Raw genomic sequence first — 17750 nt, forward strand, 5'->3', positions numbered from 1 at the left:
GCAGAATTAATATTAGTAATTATTTGTAGGCTATTAATTTCATTCACGGGTATTGGGTTTAAAACCGTCCGCTCAATCGCTCCCCCAAAGCTGACAGCAACATCATAACCAATCCGCATCGTAAATAATCTGGCATTTGGTTTCTTTTGCTTTAACTTTAACGCTGTTTCTACACCAGTTTTATCTATTCCGTATTCGCCGGTTTCCGCATCAATTACAATCATTTTGCCAATGTGATCATCACATTCAACTTGTTGACGAATGCCATTTTCATAAAAGTGTTTAGCTCTTTGGGCAACTTCTTCTACAGTCCAAAAAATAGCCTGCATGATCATTACACCTCCTTTATGCTGTCTAATTATTTTAGCTGAATTTTAACCAAAGATAATAAGCGATCGCTTATTTTTTACGAAAGCCATTTTACCGGAGAGCGATCGCCTTTTATTTATAATAAGTAATAGGCATAGCAAATTTTTTCTTCTTCCTGATAATTTGCAAATGGCTGTAACCTATTACCTATTCCCTGCAACCCAAACTATCTCTTGTAGAAACACCAGTTACCAGATTCACACCTTCAGCCCTTTTACAGAGTAAGGATACTTGATAACGGTCAATGAGTGCGTCTGTAAAATCAGCACCAGTGATATCTGCATCATAAAAACGGCTACGGGTTAAAGTTGCTTCTGTGAAAATAGCGTTTCTTAGATTAGCACTATCCAAGGTAACACGATCAACCAAAGCACCTGTTAAATTTGCAGCTTCTAAATTTGCTTTTAATAAAACGCCTTTCGTAAAAATTGCGTTAGTTAAATTTGCACCTTGGAAATTTGTTCCCCGCATTTCCGCTGCTACAAAAGTTCCCCCAACTAAATCAATATAGGAAAAGTCACGATTTTCCAAACTGGCATTATTGTAATTAATGGTATTAATTTGAGCAAAAGCTGGTTGAGGATTCATAATTACCAACAATCCCACCCAAATAGAAACCAATATTAAACTCAAAAATCGTAAAAATATCTTGTTCATAAATTTTAAATTTGTAGAAGGGAAGAAGAAAGAGGCAAGAGGCAATAGTAAATATTACCAATTACCAATTACCAATTACCTATTACCTATTTCCAATCTTTACCAATGCGAATTGTGAGATCAGATTCCAAATCACCATTTCCAGAAACTTCGATTTGTCCTAAACCTAAAACTTGTCGCAAGTCAATTCCTGGTTGTCGGTTGCCCTTTTGGACAATAATCTGAGTTTGGCGTTGGGTATCTGGCCAATCTGGAATTACATAAACATTAGTAAAACCTTTCTGTTTAAGATAAGTAACTACTTTTTCCGTTAACTGGGGTTGATTAGTAGTATTTTGCACGGCAATTCGCTGAATAGAAACTGGTCTGGTATCTGATTTAATGCCAGTTATATCTACCCCAACATAATCATTTAATAAGGTTTGTTGTCCGGTCATGTTCAACCAATAGCTATTGGCATCTTGACTGAATTTACTAAATGTACCAGGTAACATGGACATTTGGAAATTATCCCGGTCTACATTGACGGAAAAATTCGCCAAGGCCATCATTTCTTCCATTTTCAGGTTGGTATCAAAATACTTTCGCATGACGCGAGTTAATTGGGGCAATTTGGGTAAAACGGTGGGACTGTTAAGGCGTTGCATTAAAGCATTTATTAGTGCTTGTTGTCGCTGGACTCTGGGTAAATCTCCTGTACCTTCTTCACGAAACCGGGCAAACTGTTCTGCCTGTTCACCGTTGAGATTTTGCCAACCGCTGACTAAATTTACGGCAAAGCCACTAGCCTGATCTTGATAATTCATGGTTTGAGGGACAAATACATCCACACCACCCAACTGTTCCACTAATTCCCGAAAACCGCTGGTAGAAATGCGGATATACCGGTCTATGGGAGCATTACCTAAACTCCGACTAACTACCCTAGCGGCTAAAACTGGACCACCTTTGGCATTAGCTTCCGATACCTTTGTTAATCCCTGTTCGGGAATGGCTATCATTGTCCCTCTGGGAATTGACAGTAGACGAATAGATTTATCACTGGGATTGAGCCGCACCAACATCATGGTGTCGCTTTGACCAGCAAAACTTTCTGGTGAACCGTCTACAGTACCTGAAACTGGTTCAATGCCCATAATTAAAATATTCATGGGTTTTGATAGTTTGTACTGAGAGAGTTTAGTCCATAAGTCCCCAGGTACTTTGATTTGGTCTTGTTTGTTAGAACTGAATTCATCATCTTTTGCTTGGTCAAGATTACTCCACAGGGGAGTCCACAGTGCCAAACTTGATGCTAGTAATCCAGATAAAATTATCCCTAAAACAATTGTTAATACCCACAATAACCAGCGGGGAACTGTTAAGCCTAAGCGGTCATAGAGTTCGTTGGGAATAGCGCCAACGGATTCAACGACGTTCCGAGAAGAATTGACTGATGGTTTTGGTTTCACCGGCGAGGTTACGGCTGGCACTGGTTGGGTTGCTACCTGATGTTCCGACATTGGAACTGGTGGCTGTTTTACCTCCGGTTCTGAGGTTGGGACTTGTTGAGGTGCTACCTGATTTTCTGACCATTGAATTTGTTTAATCATAATTTTCTCCCCACTCAACCACTCCTTAAAGGTATGTTAATACAAGCTACAAATATTGCGAGGTTTTAACTCGTTATGGAAATTTTAGATTTTGTGAAAGGTTAATCACATATTTTTTTATTGCTGTCCTCATAGTTTCAATCAGTGATAATTACAACATACTCGACCAGAAAAATTCATCAGTGAGGATCATCTAAAAGTGAATGAATGTACACTGACAGCAGATATTAGGTAAATGAGGTACAAAGCTTCAACTCTGTTCCCTGTTACCTGTTCCCTGTTCCCTGTTCCCTGCTGTATATTGTTCTGAATTACCGATGTATGCCAATATGAATAATTTATTTTTTCCTGTGATTCTGGCTGGTGGTAAAGGTGAGCGTTTTTGGCCTTTGAGCCGATTAGACCGACCTAAGCAATTTTTAAGCCTTGATGGTAGCTCCAGAAGTTTACTACAAGCAACTGCTGATAGATTATTAGTTCTGGCTGGTGGTTGGGAAAATTTGTGGGTGATTACTTCTAGTCCCATTGCTCAAGGGGTGCGTGAACAACTTCCTGATTTGCCAGAGTCGAATTTACTGATTGAGTCCCAGGGTCGGGACACTGCTGCGGCTGTTGCTTGGACAAGTTTAGAAATTAAAAAGCGTTACGGGGAAGATGCTATTATTGGCTTTTTTCCTGCTGACCACTGGATTGCTGACCCGGATATATTTGCCGAAACTTTAGCGGCTGCTAAGGGTTTGGCGACGAAGAAAGCAGCGATTGTGACTTTGGGGATTAAACCTAATTTTCCATCAACTGGCTATGGCTATATTGAACAAGGAGAAAACATAGGTAGTTTTAACGAGTTACCAGCGTATCATGTAAACCGTTTTACTGAAAAGCCCGACCGGGAAACGGCGGAAACTTTTTTGTCAACGGGACGGTTTAGCTGGAATAGCGGGATGTTCGTTTTTCGAGCTGGTGTTGTTTTGTCAGAGTTACGCACCCATGCACCGGAAATTATGAAACCTTTGGAACAGTATGGCCCTGATATTTATCCGCAGTTACCTAAGAAAAGTATAGATTATGCTTTGATGGAAAAAACCAGTCTAGCTTATGTTTTGCCGGTAGCATTTGGTTGGGATGATCTGGGTGATTGGAATGCTATTGAACGTTTGCTAAAGCAGGATGATAATCCTAATGTAGAACTTGCTACTCATGTGGGTTTAGATACTCAGGGAGCGATTGTTTATGCCTCCAATGCTGATGATGTGATTGTGACGATTGGTTTAGAGGATGTGGTGATTGTGCGCGATCGCAATGTTACTCTGGTAGTGAAGAAGGATCGCACCCAAGAAATTAAGCAGATTTTGAAAATTCTCCAAAATGATGGGCGATTTACGGGCTTATTGTAAAATTTAAAACCCTTGGTAGATGGCTCAAAGTCTTGCTGTTCATTATAACTAGACTGTTAATAGTATTTTGTGACAGTATATATCAAATAACAGATTTGAGCCTTTTTTTGTCAGGAATTTTAGGTTTTAGCAATTCTTTTTGGGCAGATTTTTTAATATTTAGGGCTTACTTAATAAACATAAAATCTTGTAAATCAATGAATTAAGAGGGATAAAACGTGAATAATGTGCAAGGAATAAGCTTTGGAACTATTCAATTAGCTATCACTTTCCCAGATTCGAGACTATTCTTATGTCCTTCTAATTTTTCCTCCTGACTCCCCTGTAATATCCCCGACTTCTTTTTTGATCTGGTTAATCAATTATAAATTCTTGTCAGAAGTCGGGGATATCGGTCTATTCAGCCGTTTTATTGGCTGCACGATTAGCACGAGCTTCGGCTGAATCCATGACTTCTGCAAAGTTTTCCACGACTTCACCTGGGAAGTTTTCTAGGATTCTGGTAGAAATAGCAACTCGACCTTTACCTTCATCTAAATCAATAATGACGGCTTTAATGGGTTGACCGATTTGAAAGATTTTTTCTAAGGAGTCAATGAATTTTTGACTGACTTGTTTGATGTGTAGTAAGGCACTGACACCATTAAAATCTACGAATACACCAAAAGGTTTGATGCCGGTAATTTTTCCTTCGATTAATTGACCGATTTCTAATAAACTGAAGTTACTAGAACGAGCGGCTAAACGTTGAGAGAGAACGAGTTTATTGGTTTCCCGATTGATTTCTAAAAAGCCAACGGTGAGATTTTGACCTTTGAGTGCTTCTAGGTTATCACGTTCGGCGATGTGCGATCGCGGTATAAAACCCCGGACACCGAGAAGATCAACGGTGACACCACCTTTGTTGACACCTGTTACTCGTACTTGCACACTTTGGGAATTTTCCTGCATTTCTAACAGTTTTTCCCAAATTTGTTTAACTTCCAATTGCTTACGAGAAATGGTAACTTGACCTTCAGCATCCTGATCCCGAATAATCAAAAACTCTAGTTCCTCATTCATCGGTAATACTTCCGACAAATCAGCTACTGCTCTCAAGGAAGCCTCTTCTTGGGGAAGAAACGCAGATGATTTACCACCAATATCAACATAAGCACCATCGTGGTCAACCTGGAAAACTTTACCACGAACAACTTGTCCTTTTTGAAATTGGTAGTCGTGTTTTTCTAGCGCTTTGGCAAAATCATCCATTGAAAAAGACGAGTTGGCTGTTTGAGAAAGTTTAGATTCGGAATTCATGACGTTTGAAGATAAATTATTATTTGTCAGTTGTTAGTGGTCAGTGGTCAGTTGGCTAAAAAGTTGTTGGACTTGCGCCCAAGCATCCGCCGCAGCTTTAGGATTATAACTGGCACGACGGTCACAAAAAAATCCATGATCAGATCCATCGTAGCGAAACAGACGATGAGAAATGTGATATTTTGCAAATTCGGCAGCAATCTCGTCTACCTGTTCTGGAGGAATGCTCGCATCTTCCTGACCAAAAAAGGTGTAGATAGTGCCTTTAATTGCTGATGTCCGGGTAATACTGGGATTTCCACCTCCAGGAGTACGAGTAGTGATCCCCGCACCGTAAAAGGAAGCTGTGGCTTTAATATCAGAGAGTGTAGCCGCTAGATAGGCGACGTGACCACCAAAACAAAAGCCAATACAACCAAATCCATCTGGTTTAACGTTGGGTAAAGTTTTTAAGTAGTTAATGGCTGCTTGAATATCGCTCAAAAGCTCTGATGCTGTGGTTTGTGACCAAGCGTATTTCTTGCCTATTTCCACATCTGCGGGCGTGTAACCAGTTTCAAATCCAGGGGCTTGACGTTGAAACAGTGCAGGAGCGATCGCCACATATCCTAGTTTAGCAATCCGTTCGGTGACATCCCGAATATGCACATTAACGCCAAAAATCTCCTGTAAAACTACAATTCCTGGATAAGCGCCGGCTGCTGTTGGTTGAGCTAAATAAGCAGCTATTTGTAAATTGTCTTGAGGAATTTGAATTGTTGTGGTCTGTATTGCTGGCTCTGTCATGATATAAGTTGTGAGTAAGGAAATAGGTAAAAGAGACGAAGCACAAGTTAATAATAGTTATATCTATCAGCAATTAGTAATTATACTAAACACGGTTGGGAAATGGACTTTTGCAAGATCACGAAAAACTTATATGTGTAGTAGGGGTTTAGCAATGCTAAACCCCTACCGATAGAATCAAATGATTAAGCCGTTTTGAGTATACTAATGGAGTTGTGAATTACGATTCATTCACCACTCGGAACTTACATTCATTCTGACCCTTGATTTCTGATTTGGTGTATTCTTCTGTGATAATATTTTCCAGAGCAAACTAACCCATTAATCATATATTTAACAGGTAAATTATGGCCATTTGTATAAGTCTTGTGGAGCAGAATTGGTAATGATTCAATTCCGTATTCAGCCAGATAGTGAAATTCCTGCATCTAATCAACTGTTTAATCAGATTCGATTTGCGATCGCCTCTGGGCAATATTCCCCTGCATATAAACTACCCAGTACCAGGGCTTTAGCTATGCAAACTGGATTACATCGCAACACCATTAGTAAAGTTTACCGCCAATTGGAGGAAGAAGGATTTGTTGAAAGTTTAGCAGGTTCAGGTATCTATGTCCGCGCTCAAGGTCATGAAGGCGGAAGTAGATCCCAGTCTCCCATGCTCAAACAAAATCCTCAAGCCTATAAGGTAGTGCAACAAGCCCTAGATGAGTTACTTGGCCAAGGTTGTTCTCTGAATCAATCACGAGAACTATTTTTAGCAGAAGTTGATTGGCGGTTGCGTTGTAGTGCTAGAGTCCTAGTAGTCACACCATCTCAAGATATTGGGGCTGGAGAATTAATGATTGATGAATTGGAAGAATCTCTGCAAATTCCAGTTCAATTAGTAGCAATGGAAGAACTTATTGGTGTTCTCGACCAAACGACCTCAGCCACATTAGTCACCAGTCGTTATTTTATCGGAGAAGTGGAAGCGATCGCTGCCCCCAAAGCCGTCCGTGTTATTCCCCTCGATATTCACGACTATGGCAAGGAAATGACTGTAGTTAAAGGTTTACCCAAATCTAGTTGTATAGGTATAGTTAGCCTCAGTTCTGGTATTCTCAGAGCCACAGAAGTTATTCTGCACGGTTTACGCGGGGATGAATTATTGGTAATGACCGCTCAACCAAAGGATGCTTATAAACTACACGCGATCGTCAAACGCTCAGAAATCATCTTTTGTACCGATCAAGTCAGCTATTCCACAGCCCAATCCGCCATGCAAACAGTCTTAGAAGACCTCATCCGTCCACCGAAACTCATTCGCTGTGAAAACTACATCGGCACACAGTCTATCAACCTTCTCAAACGCGAACTGGGATTAATTTGAAACAAAGTAGGGGCGCAAAGCTTGCGCCCAAAGCCTGTCCCCAGCGAACATGAAATCCGCAATAACTATCAGGTTGAAATTATTTTAAAGAAAAGTTTTATAGCTTTTTATGTAATATTAATTCAAGCTAATAAAGATAATCAAGGTGTTACTTGTAATCTCTATAGCCATAGGTAACACCAATTGAAGCAATATTATTTTCCTTAGCTCTAATGATATCATGAGAGCGAATAACTACAGTAGAAGGTAAAAGACATCTTGATAGAATATTTTTGAATTTTACCATGAATAAGTTTGCTACTGCTTTTACAGAAGGCGTAATTGCCTTTACTGCAACTAATATTGATGACATCATGATTCTGCTGCTATTTTTTTCGCAGGTAGATATAAATTTTCGCCGTAGACATATTTTTATTGGTCAATATCTTGGTTTTATAGCTTGGTAGGGGTTTGGTGCAGTATAGCTGATTTATTAAACCGTCAAGCTAATATTAGTTATATTTCAAGTCGCTATTGTCAGGCTATTGTTCCTTTTATTTTAATTGGTTTGGGGTTATTTATTATGTATGAACGAGGTACATTTGATCTCTTATCTTTACAAATAAAATAAAAACCATAGAAAAATTAAGGAGATTATGCTTGGGCAACTAATTTCCAACTTACCATCATTAAGATGCTATAGATAATAAATCTTAGTGGCCGTTGAGGGGTAATTTCGCAAAGCTTTGCACCAATGAGAACTCCGGGAACAGACCCTATCCAAATCGGTATGACTAAACTCCAATTAACAGTTCCTAAAGTCAGATGTCCCAGGGATGTAAATATTAGTAAAATGGCAGCTTGTGTAATATCTGTACCTACTAATTTCTGGGCATCTAACCGAAAAAATGCTATCAAAGCTAAGGCAAATATAGAGCCTGATGCCACACTTGTCATTCCCACACAAAAGCCTAAAATTGTGCCAATGAGTAAGCACAGAAAACGTCCTTGATTGGTTTTTAAATCTAATTTTGGCAATTCGGGTAAATTGATTTTGGGGAAAAATGTCATCAACAACATTTGGATTAATGCTGTTAATGTAACTATCAGAATCATTACTCCTAGTAACCGCAGTAAGAGGTTATCTAAGTTATTTTCTTCACTTTGTCTGAGTTGGTGTAAAACTCCTACACCCAACAGCGAACCAGACACACTACCCATTGACAGCCATTTAACTACTTCTAAATCAAGGGTTTTTTGTTGCCAGTGTTTTACTCCCCCTACTACTTTCATTAATGTGGCCGCAACCACATCAGAACTAATAGCAATAGAAGGTGGTACTTGAAAAACAAAAATCAACATGGGAGTGATTAAAGATGCACCACCTATACCTGTTGAACCCACAAGAATGCCAATAAAAAAGCTGAAACCTGGTAGTAATAAATAGTCCATACTGGTATGATTGTCAGGTGGTTGAGAAATGAAGAAGATAAACTTGAATAGACTCAATTTTATGAATACAAAAAATCGTTGTCTAAGTTTGTTCAGAATGACTATTTATAAATTTTGTAAGTAGGGTTTTATTATTCCAAAAGAGTAATTTTTTATCCTATATTTAAAATCTAGCCTTACGTGCGATCGCTCTAAACTCTAGTTAAATGTTGTTTATCAATATTTATACTCAGCTACTCAAGCAATTTCATTAAATCACACTTAGAAATAAAAATATGTTAAAATTACTGAAATTACGTTAAATTTATTGAGCAGTAGGCGGAAATTGAGCGCAGAAACTCGTTCAAAGTGGGTAATGCCTACCCTACGTAGATTTCCAAAATCAAATATGAGTTATATATATGACTATAATTATCACCAATGATGATGGTATTGATGCACCAGGGATTGCAGCTTTACTCAAAGCAGTAAATAGTAAGTCGGTAATTATTGCTGCACCACAAACCCATCAATCTGGTTGTGGACATCAAGTTACTACCCATCAACCGATTAATCTGCACCGTCGTTCTGATTTTGAATATGCTATTAGTGGAACTCCTGCTGATTGTATCCGAGTTGCAATATCACATATTGCTCCAAATGTCAAGTATGTAATTTCAGGTATTAATGCTGGTGGAAATTTGGGAGTTGATGCGTATATTTCGGGGACTGTGGCTGCTGTCAGAGAAGCTGCTATGCACGGGATTCCCGGAATTGCTGTTTCTCAATATCGTCAAGGTAAACGTGATTATGATTGGGATGCGGCTATTAGATGGACATCTGCATTGCTCACGGATTTGATGGAACTTTCTCTAGAACCTGGATGTTTTTGGAATGTCAATTTACCGCACCTGTTACCGCAACAAGCAGATCCAGAAGTGGTATTTTGTCAACCTTGTACGAAACCTTTGCCTGTTGATTATCGAATAGAAGGTGATGATTTTTACTATACAGGAGAATATGGTAAACGAGAACGGACTCCTAATAGTGATGTTGATATATGTTTTTCTGGCAAAATCGCAGTAACAAAGTTAAAAGTTTGAGATAGTTAGGACTTACTAAATTCAGGTTCTAAATTCTTCTAAATTCTTCTTCCTTCTTCATCTTGACTCCTGACTCCTGACTACTGACTCCTGACTGGTCACTGAGCGAAGTCGAAGTGCTGACTCCTGACTCCTTCTACAATTATTCATCTTGCAATAAGGATACAAGCCCATCTAAGGTTTGTGACAATTGAGTAATTTGTTCCATAGAATCCTTCTGCGAGTCAGCTAAACTTTGCACAGCGTCACATAAAGCAAAAATCTGATAACCTTGCTGTTGTACTTGTTTTCCCTGGGCTTCTATTTGTGAACTCAGAGCATCCACCCTGTGAGCAAGACGTTCAATTGTCTCAGTTGTCGAGAGTACAGCGTCTCCAATTTGTTCAACAATGGATTCTAAGCGACTGATCTTCGCTTCTACTGTAGTTGCAATCATTTCTGGCCTGCTCCAATCTTGAGAAAAAATCATCACAGTAATATTCCTAAATATTCATTGCATAGTTTCATAATCAGCATTATTAATAAATAAAGTAATTTGTAATTATTCCTCCGTTATGTCTGGGTGAATGTAATTTTTAATTCGTAATTAACCAATCCCTATTCCCTAATTCCTACGTTAAATTATTGAGTAGCCCAAAAATACGATACCAATTGCACAGAATACTAAACCAGCAAAACGGATGATTTTAGGTAAGATTTGGTTAATTTCATTGATGCCAAAATTTACACCTATTTTTCTGGCACTCATAATAATTACTGTTTGGGTGAAGGCAACACTAATTACAAAGATAATCATAGTTAATGTTTCTGCACCGATGATGGATGTAGCATCGGAGTAACCTTGAAATATACCAGCAGTAGCACTTAATAAAGCTATTGCTAACCAATGAATAGGAATTGCTGTAACTAACATTACTCCTAATACAATAGTACAAATAGCGATCGCTATTGCCGGTGCGGGTAAGATCACTGGAGATAAATTAATCAATTGTCCACAGATAGCAGCCACGACAAAAGTGATATTTAGCCAATTACCACGAGTAAATCTAGCGGAAAATAAACCTAATGCTACAATTCCTGCAAAACGGTCTAAACTAATCACTGGATCAGCTATGCCCCAAATAAACCCTTCCCATGTGGTGGAAACATTATGTTCAATGGGTGATCCACCGGCTGAAGTCAGTAAACTAATAACGACTAAAAGGGCGATTGCTCCTAAAAGACGCTGCTGTTTAGATGTTAATAAGTTACTGGACTCAGAAGCTACTAACTGTGAATTTTTAAACATCTTTAGATTATGCTAGTTTGTGATTAATACTACTGCTAATTATTACAAAAATTAATCCATTTTGGTTCAATGTAATAGTTCTTCTACTTGATGTTGATTCCACAAATTTTGATAAAGTCCAGGCTGTTCTACCAGTTCTGAGTGATTACCCATTTGGACGATTTTCCCCTGTTCCATGACCAAAATTCGGTCGGATGTGGCAGCAGCAGAAAGTTGGTGGGTAATGAAAATTACGGTTTTTCTTTTTGTCCCTGTAGCTAAATTGGTGAGGATTTGTGTAGCGGTTTGATTGTCTACACTGGATAGGGCATCATCTAACAGTAAGATGGGGGCATCAATTAACATTGCTCTTGCTAAAGCTGTGCGTTGTCTTTGTCCACCAGAAAGGGTAATTCCTCGCTCACCCACTGGGGTTTCATACTGTTGGGGGAAATTCTGAATTTCTGCGTCAATTTGCGCCATTTTGGCGGCGTAAACTACGTCTTCTTCAGCGGAGATGGGATCACCATAACGGATATTATTTTTGACGGTGGTACTGAATAAAAAGCTATCTTGTGGTACGTAGGCGATCGCTCCCCGTAAATCACTCACAGCTAGTTTTGTAATATCCAACCCATCTACAAACAACTGTCCTGGCTGAATATCCAATAATCGGGGGACAGCATTCGCTAAGGTTGATTTTCCTGAACCAATCGGACCAACAATAGCTACTAATTCCCCAGGTGCGATCTGAAAATTCAGATGTTCTAAAACTGGGGTATTTGTACCAGGATAACTGTAACTAAAGTTTACTGCTGTCAGTTCCCCTTTAATTTGGCTAGGTTCTACATGAATCGCGTCTGGTGTGTCTTGGATTTTTGGAGTCACACTGAGAATAGTTTCTAAACGTTCAATACTTACTTCCCCCCGTTGGTAAGCAGTAATGGTGAATCCTAATAAAGCCGTAGGAAAAACTAAACGCTCTACATAGATTAGCAAAGCCAGAAAATCACCAATGGCAAGATTTCCAGAAGATATTCTGGCTGTACCTAACCAAATAATGATCAAAGAACTCAGACTTGCTAATCCACCAATCAGCGGAAATAGGGTATTGCGAGTTTTAGCTAGTTTGAGGTTAGCGGTTAATAGCTGTTTATTTTTCCAGTTAAATGCTTGACGCTCATTGTCTTCTTGGGCGTAAATTTTAATCAGCGCCATACCGCTCATATCTTCCCGTACCAGTTCACTAATCTCTGCAAGTTCTTCTTGGACAGCGGTTTGTTCGTTCCGCAAGCGATCGCTAAAAAAATGCACCATCAAAAACATGAACGGGTACACTGCTAATGATGCCAGTGTCAGTTCCACACTTAGGGATAACATTACGGGTAGTGTCAAAAGATAGGCAAAGAAAGTATTCGCCAAACTCAATACAGCAAAACCTACCAATCGTCTAATATTATCTACATCACTGGTAGCGCGACTAATTAAATCCCCAGGAGTATTAACCGTAAAATAAGCAGGTTCTAATTGCAACAGGTGTTGAAAAATTCGCTGTTTCAGATCAAATTCCACCTGTCTTCCCACACCAAATATCCAAATCCGAGAAGCCATTCGCATCATCCACATAGCAGAACTAAGTAGGGCGATGAGAACTACATAATGGATGATTTGGCGAAAATTAAAACTCTGAGACAGAGTATCTACCCCTGAACGAATTAACAAAGGAATATATACACCCAGTCCATTGACAACTAATAAAGCAATAATACCGAAAACGGTTTCGCGCCAATAGGGGCGTAAATAAGCAACGATTTTATCAAGTCTGTGAGATTTGGCCATGCCAACAATTATCTAACTTTTTTGTGTTGTGAGGGAGGAGTCGAGGAGTCAGGAGGAAGAAGAAAGGAATTAAAAATATTGACCAATCCCCAGTCCCCAGTCCCCAATCCCCAGTCCCCAATCCCCAGTACCCAGTACCCAGTACCCAGTACCCAGTACCCAGTCCCCAGTCCCCAGTCCCCAGTCCCCAGTCCCCAGTCCCCGGATGATTACGTCCGACCACGTAAGAAAACATAAATCTGATTGAGATAACTTTCCCATACTTGGGTAGTAAGTTGCAGCGTTTCTGCATTAGGAACAAAGTCTTCTACCCGTAATCCGCGGGTACTGATTGCTTGAGGATTTTGTAGTAAATAGGAAGGGATATTCGCAGTCACACTATTGAAGGCTACAGTTGGAGAATTTATCTCTACCATAGGTGGGATGATATTTTGCCCAATATCTGAGATTGTGAAATTAGGATTTGCCGGACCAAAGGCGACTAAGGTAGATGGGGCAGTTGGCCGATTGATGTTCATCCCCTCAACTGTAGCAACTGGTGATCTGACTAGGAAGTAAGCGATCGCTGGTGTGCTAGATAGCAGCAAAACCGTCAATGCCCATCCTAATAAAAAACCGCCCGGTTTATCAATCGCACCGCCTTTGATTTTTTGAGCAGCTAAAAACAACATTAAAACCGAAGCACCCAAGGGCTTGAGCGGGAAGGAGATAAATCGCCACAGCGAAGCCACCGCTGGTTCACTAGGATTAAGAAATGCTAAAGCTAAAACAACAATGACTAATCCTAAAAGAAATTTACCGACAAAAGTTACTGATGGGTAGAATCTTTGAAACAAAGAGTAGGCTACAACACCAATTAAGAGCCATAGCAAAACCCGGCTTAACAACTGAAACATAAATTAACTCTCTAATTTTTTAGCGCAGTAAGCCTAGAGGCCGCAGGAAGTGGATTAATTTTATCGTCAAGCTGACTTAAAAATACCTCAAACCTCACACCCAAAGATTACCGCCGTAGTGATTTTAGTGCAATTTTTTGACACCGAGTGTATTATTTGCGATTTTCCCCAAGAGGAATTTTTAGATTGTTTGGCTATAAACGAATTTATACACTTATAAAACCACTAAGATCCCCGACTTCTTGAAGAAGTCGGGGATCTAAACTTCCCTACATATTCACTTAGTTAAGAATCTCTGTCTATCGACATACAAGCATAATCAATCCTTTGATGGACGGTCTTAATCATAAAAATAACTAATGTGTAGATATTAGAACTACAGAACAGAAAAACTAATAACCCGATTGTACCAGGTTCTAATGTTGAAAATAATTGGTATTTGATGACATCAACTGATAGTGAAACTGGAACAGAGCAAAATTGTCAATCTGTTCCACATCCGTAACAAGTGGAGATGGAAATAGTATGCCTCTTTTAAAAATCAAAGAGTTTGATCCGAATTATCGAGAAAGTTTTGAAGGCAAAGACATCAAAGGTATGGGTGTCTATGCAAACGCAGATGAAAAAATTGGCACAGTCAGCGATATTTTAGTAGATGAACAAGGACATTTTCGCTATTTCGTTGTTGATTTAGGGCTGTGGATTTTTGGAAAAAAAGTTTTGTTGCCAGTTGGTCGTTCGCGCATTGATCATACCTCTGAACGAATTTATACAGTAGGAATGACTAAACAACAAGCCGACAATTTACCTGAATTTAATGAACACAAAGAAATTGATTATAACTATGAAGAACAAGTTAGGGGAGTATACCGTTCTGAAGCATTCTTAGAAAGTTCTGCTCCTGTAGATACAGCTAGTTCTCGACCTGCCGGAGCTACTATGGTAGCCCCCATAGCTCCACCCAAAAAGTCTGGTAACGGCAATGGCTATGATTATCAAGAAGAACCTGCATTATATGAGCTAAATGAGCAGGATCATCAAACTTTCAAACTATATCAAGAAAGATTAATTGCCAACAAAATCCGCGCTAAGACAGGAGAAGTAATTGTTGGCAAACATACGGAAACGGAAACAGCAAGGGTTTCAGTCCCACTAGATAAAGAACGGGTTGTTATTGAACGAGTAACTCCTACAACTGCGGGAGAAACGGTGGCTTTAGGTAGCGATAGCTTTGGCACAACAGAAGTGAGTCGAATAGAACTTTATGAAGAAACTGCGGACATTCATAAGGAAGCTTTCTTACGGGAAGAAGTCAGAGTTAATAAAGTTGTAGATCACGAAACAATTGAAGGGGAAGAAACTCTGCGTCGAGAAGAATTGGATGTTAACACCCAAGAACATCCGAATGTGGAAAGAAAATAAAAGCCACATTCCGCGTGAGTAAATTTTCAATTAGGAACAGAAAAATATGAGTACGAAAAATAGAGCTAAGGCAACTGCAAAAAATATTGAAGGTAAGGTTCAAGAAGTTGTAGGTGATGTAACGGGAGATCCAAAAACTCAAGCTGAAGGTAAAGAAAAACAAGCAGAAGCCAAAGTTCGCCACTCAGTTGAAGATGTGAAAGATCAAGCCAAAGAAATTATCGAGTAGATTAACTAGGCAGGGACAGGGGGAAATAAGGCTTTTAATCTTGCAAACTAATTCTTGATTACCTTGTTACCTGCCACTTATTCCCTTGTGAGAGGATAAAAAAATGACTGTGATTAATAATAAACGAGCCGTGGGAGTATTTTCTAGTCGCCAAGAGGTAGAAGCTGCTCTGAATGAACTGCGAAATAACGGATTTGATATGAATCAGGTATCTGTGATTGCTAAACATGATGAAGGTCTAAATCAGCGATACCAAATTGGTGAAACACAAGCTCAACAAATAGTTCCAGAACCAACGGCAACCCATGAAATCGGTCATGAAACCAGGCATGAAACTAGGCATGAAACCACTCGTGTAGAGGAGGGAGCAAAAACTGGAGTCGAGGCAGGAGGAGCAGTTGGGGGGCTAACAGGGTTACTAATTGGGTTGGGAACTCTAGCAATTCCGGGGATTGGTCCCATTATGTTAGCCGGAGCAGCAGCTACAGCGATCGCTACAACTTTAGCCGGTGGAGCTATCGGCGCGGCAGTTGGTGGTTTAATTGGTAGTTTAGTAGGTTTAGGAATCCCTGAACATCGCGCGCAAATCTACCACGATTATGTAGCTGATGGAGATTATCTAGTCATTGTAGATGGCACAGAGGCCGAAATCCTCAGAGCAGAAACAATTTTCAAACACAAGGGAATGCGTGAATGGGAAGTTTACAATAGTCCAACTATTAGCCGTTCTGCTAATCCTGTTGTCTCTCGTCTGTAAAAGGGATGCAAACTATGAAAACAATTATGCCTCTTGTCCTCAGTAGTGTTTTACTGTTGGGAACTGTTGCTTGTGATGATAACGCCAAGACTAGCAGCAGTGCGCCAGAAACTACCGAGAAAATTAGTGAAGTTCCCACGGACAAAACAATTTTAGCCAATCAAAAAGACGCAACTAGCCAGGTTCGTCGAGATCAACTCAACGCAGATATTCGCGCCCGTGAGCAACGCAATAACATCACTGGAGGGAATGCAACTCGCGCTAACAATGATCTTGCCAGTGAAGTTCGTTCTAAGTTGGAGGCGAATATCCCCTCTAGTCAATTAACTGTGGCTGCTAAAGATGGGGCAATTGTCGTTGCTGGAACTGTACAAAATCAAGAGCAATTAAATAAAATTGATCCTCTTGCTAAAGAAATTAAGGGTGTTAAAAGTGTGAAAGTTTTAGTCAAAGTTGCCGAAGCCGCCCCAAATCAACAATAGCATTTATAAATTTATAATCTACATATCAAGGAGTAAATTTTCATGATTTTACGGCAAAAGTTTCGCAGCTTTTTTCTCACCATAGGTTTAGTTTTATTGCTGGGAAGTTTCACAGCTTTTACTGCTGAGGATAGTTTAGCTACAACTTTTTTGACCCAACCAATTAATCTAGCCCAGACTCAAATTGCAACTATGAATAGAGTCGAGGCCATAGGGGAGGATATTCAAGGTAAAGCCCAAGAAACAATAGGTAAAATTACAGGCAATAAACAAGATCAAATCATGGGAAAAGTCAAACAAGCGGAAAGCAAAGTTCGGAATACAGTTGAAGATGTAAAAGATACTAGTCGGCAACAAAAATCAAAAATTGAAGCTCAAGCTAAAAAGTCTATGGATAATAGTATTTTCAAAGGTAAGAATACAGAAAACCAATACCGTAACCTCTCAGATTGATCAGCTTCGCAATACTTTTAAGTAGCGCTTAATTTAATATCTGTAGGTTGGGTTGACGTATGTTACCCAACACTTTTAGGATTCGGTTGGGTTGTACAGTAGCTTAACCCAACCACAATTATTTTTAATATTAATTGATGTATTCACAATTATCTAATTTTTGGAACTTATACTAAAAACGGTTGAGATATGGACTTTTGTAAAATCACGAAAGCCCCAGATTTGTAGGGGTTTAGCACTGCTAAACCCCTACCCACAAAATCAAGTAATTAAGCCGTGTTGAGTATATCTACTAATCAGGTGCTGGCACAGTAAACCCAGTCCATACCTGTTTATGTTTGGTGCGACAATAGCGATTCCTACAGAGTGCTAGTGGTCTGTCAAGCAAAAAATTGTGAATTTGAGAGAGAATAGGGGGGCTAT

General features: G+C 39.5%; 17 protein-coding genes and 2 pseudogenes. 9 read left to right on the forward strand and 10 right to left on the reverse strand.

The features are described from left to right. Positions 1-62 precede the first annotated feature (62 nt). From FJR05_RS17005 to FJR05_RS17015, 3 genes and pseudogenes are all read right to left on the reverse strand, one after another. A pseudogene (locus FJR05_RS17005) lies at positions 63-329 on the reverse strand (hypothetical protein); the annotation flags it as partial. Positions 330-516: 187 nt separating this feature from the next. Beyond that, positions 517-1026: a pentapeptide repeat-containing protein gene (locus FJR05_RS17010; protein WP_168645208.1), complete on the reverse strand. Its 510-nt coding sequence runs from the start codon at positions 1024-1026 to the stop codon at positions 517-519. 86 nt (positions 1027-1112) lie between these two features. Then, positions 1113-2618: an LCP family protein gene (locus FJR05_RS17015; RefSeq protein ID WP_168645209.1), complete on the reverse strand. Its 1506-nt coding sequence runs from the start codon at positions 2616-2618 to the stop codon at positions 1113-1115. Positions 2619-2947: 329 nt separating this feature from the next. Here FJR05_RS17015 and FJR05_RS17020 point away from each other — a divergent pair, with 329 nt between their 5' ends. Further along, the gene (locus FJR05_RS17020; RefSeq protein ID WP_168645210.1) at positions 2948-4012 is read left to right on the forward strand and encodes a mannose-1-phosphate guanylyltransferase; all 1065 of its coding nucleotides are present in this window, start codon (positions 2948-2950) and stop codon (positions 4010-4012) included. A gap of 396 nt (positions 4013-4408) precedes the next feature. On the opposite strand, the gene FJR05_RS17025 is transcribed toward FJR05_RS17020, so the two are convergent. Both FJR05_RS17025 and FJR05_RS17030 read right to left on the reverse strand, forming a co-directional pair. Next, positions 4409-5311, reverse strand: a complete 903-nt coding sequence (locus tag FJR05_RS17025) for a S1 RNA-binding domain-containing protein (protein ID WP_168645211.1) — start codon at positions 5309-5311, stop codon at positions 4409-4411. A 33-nt stretch (positions 5312-5344) separates the two neighbouring features. Beyond that, on the reverse strand, positions 5345-6097 hold the full coding sequence (locus FJR05_RS17030) for a dienelactone hydrolase family protein (protein ID WP_168645212.1): 753 nt from the start codon (positions 6095-6097) through the stop codon (positions 5345-5347). A gap of 385 nt (positions 6098-6482) precedes the next feature. Here FJR05_RS17030 and FJR05_RS17035 point away from each other — a divergent pair, with 385 nt between their 5' ends. Continuing rightward, positions 6483-7469, forward strand: a complete 987-nt coding sequence (locus FJR05_RS17035) for a GntR family transcriptional regulator (protein WP_168645213.1) — start codon at positions 6483-6485, stop codon at positions 7467-7469. Positions 7470-7753: 284 nt separating this feature from the next. Continuing rightward, positions 7754-8079, forward strand: a pseudogene (locus tag FJR05_RS17045) (hypothetical protein). A 23-nt stretch (positions 8080-8102) separates the two neighbouring features. Here FJR05_RS17045 and FJR05_RS17050 read toward each other — a convergent pair. Continuing rightward, a complete protein-coding gene (locus tag FJR05_RS17050) occupies positions 8103-8900 on the reverse strand; it encodes a sulfite exporter TauE/SafE family protein (RefSeq protein WP_168645214.1) in 798 nt (265 codons plus the stop codon). A gap of 401 nt (positions 8901-9301) precedes the next feature. On the opposite strand from FJR05_RS17050, the gene surE reads away from it, so the two are divergent. Beyond that, positions 9302-9982 (forward strand): 5'/3'-nucleotidase SurE, encoded by a 681-nt coding sequence (gene surE, locus FJR05_RS17055; RefSeq protein ID WP_168645215.1) that lies wholly within the window; start codon positions 9302-9304, stop codon positions 9980-9982. 142 nt (positions 9983-10124) lie between these two features. On the opposite strand, the gene FJR05_RS17060 is transcribed toward surE, so the two are convergent. The 4 genes from FJR05_RS17060 to FJR05_RS17075 all read right to left on the reverse strand — a co-directional run bounded on the left by FJR05_RS17060 (position 10125) and on the right by FJR05_RS17075 (position 13984). After that, positions 10125-10418 carry a hypothetical protein gene (locus FJR05_RS17060; RefSeq protein ID WP_174783752.1) on the reverse strand — a complete coding sequence of 98 codons (294 nt, stop codon included), beginning with the start codon at positions 10416-10418 and terminating at the stop codon, positions 10125-10127. A gap of 180 nt (positions 10419-10598) precedes the next feature. Further along, the gene (locus FJR05_RS17065; RefSeq protein ID WP_168645216.1) at positions 10599-11270 is read right to left on the reverse strand and encodes a HupE/UreJ family protein; all 672 of its coding nucleotides are present in this window, start codon (positions 11268-11270) and stop codon (positions 10599-10601) included. A 66-nt stretch (positions 11271-11336) separates the two neighbouring features. Further along, positions 11337-13088, reverse strand: coding sequence for an ABC transporter ATP-binding protein (locus FJR05_RS17070; protein WP_168645217.1), 1752 nt, complete (start codon positions 13086-13088; stop codon positions 11337-11339). 209 nt (positions 13089-13297) lie between these two features. Beyond that, a complete protein-coding gene (locus tag FJR05_RS17075) occupies positions 13298-13984 on the reverse strand; it encodes a hypothetical protein (RefSeq protein ID WP_168645218.1) in 687 nt (228 codons plus the stop codon). A 525-nt stretch (positions 13985-14509) separates the two neighbouring features. On the opposite strand from FJR05_RS17075, the gene FJR05_RS17080 reads away from it, so the two are divergent. From FJR05_RS17080 to FJR05_RS27400, 5 genes are all read left to right on the forward strand, one after another. After that, positions 14510-15406, forward strand: coding sequence for a DUF2382 domain-containing protein (locus tag FJR05_RS17080; RefSeq protein ID WP_168645219.1), 897 nt, complete (start codon positions 14510-14512; stop codon positions 15404-15406). Positions 15407-15452: 46 nt separating this feature from the next. After that, positions 15453-15635 carry a CsbD family protein gene (locus tag FJR05_RS17085; protein WP_168645220.1) on the forward strand — a complete coding sequence of 61 codons (183 nt, stop codon included), beginning with the start codon at positions 15453-15455 and terminating at the stop codon, positions 15633-15635. A gap of 103 nt (positions 15636-15738) precedes the next feature. Further along, positions 15739-16392, forward strand: coding sequence for a general stress protein (locus FJR05_RS17090; RefSeq protein ID WP_168645221.1), 654 nt, complete (start codon positions 15739-15741; stop codon positions 16390-16392). Positions 16393-16406: 14 nt separating this feature from the next. Then, on the forward strand, positions 16407-16874 hold the full coding sequence (locus tag FJR05_RS17095; RefSeq protein WP_168645222.1) for a BON domain-containing protein: 468 nt from the start codon (positions 16407-16409) through the stop codon (positions 16872-16874). Between the two features lie 42 nt (positions 16875-16916). Beyond that, positions 16917-17327, forward strand: a complete 411-nt coding sequence (locus FJR05_RS27400) for a CsbD family protein (RefSeq protein WP_168645223.1) — start codon at positions 16917-16919, stop codon at positions 17325-17327. The last annotated feature ends 423 nt before the right edge of the window (positions 17328-17750 follow it).

Source organism: Dolichospermum sp. UHCC 0259, assembly GCF_009711935.1.
GTDB lineage: Bacteria > Cyanobacteriota > Cyanobacteriia > Cyanobacteriales > Nostocaceae > Dolichospermum.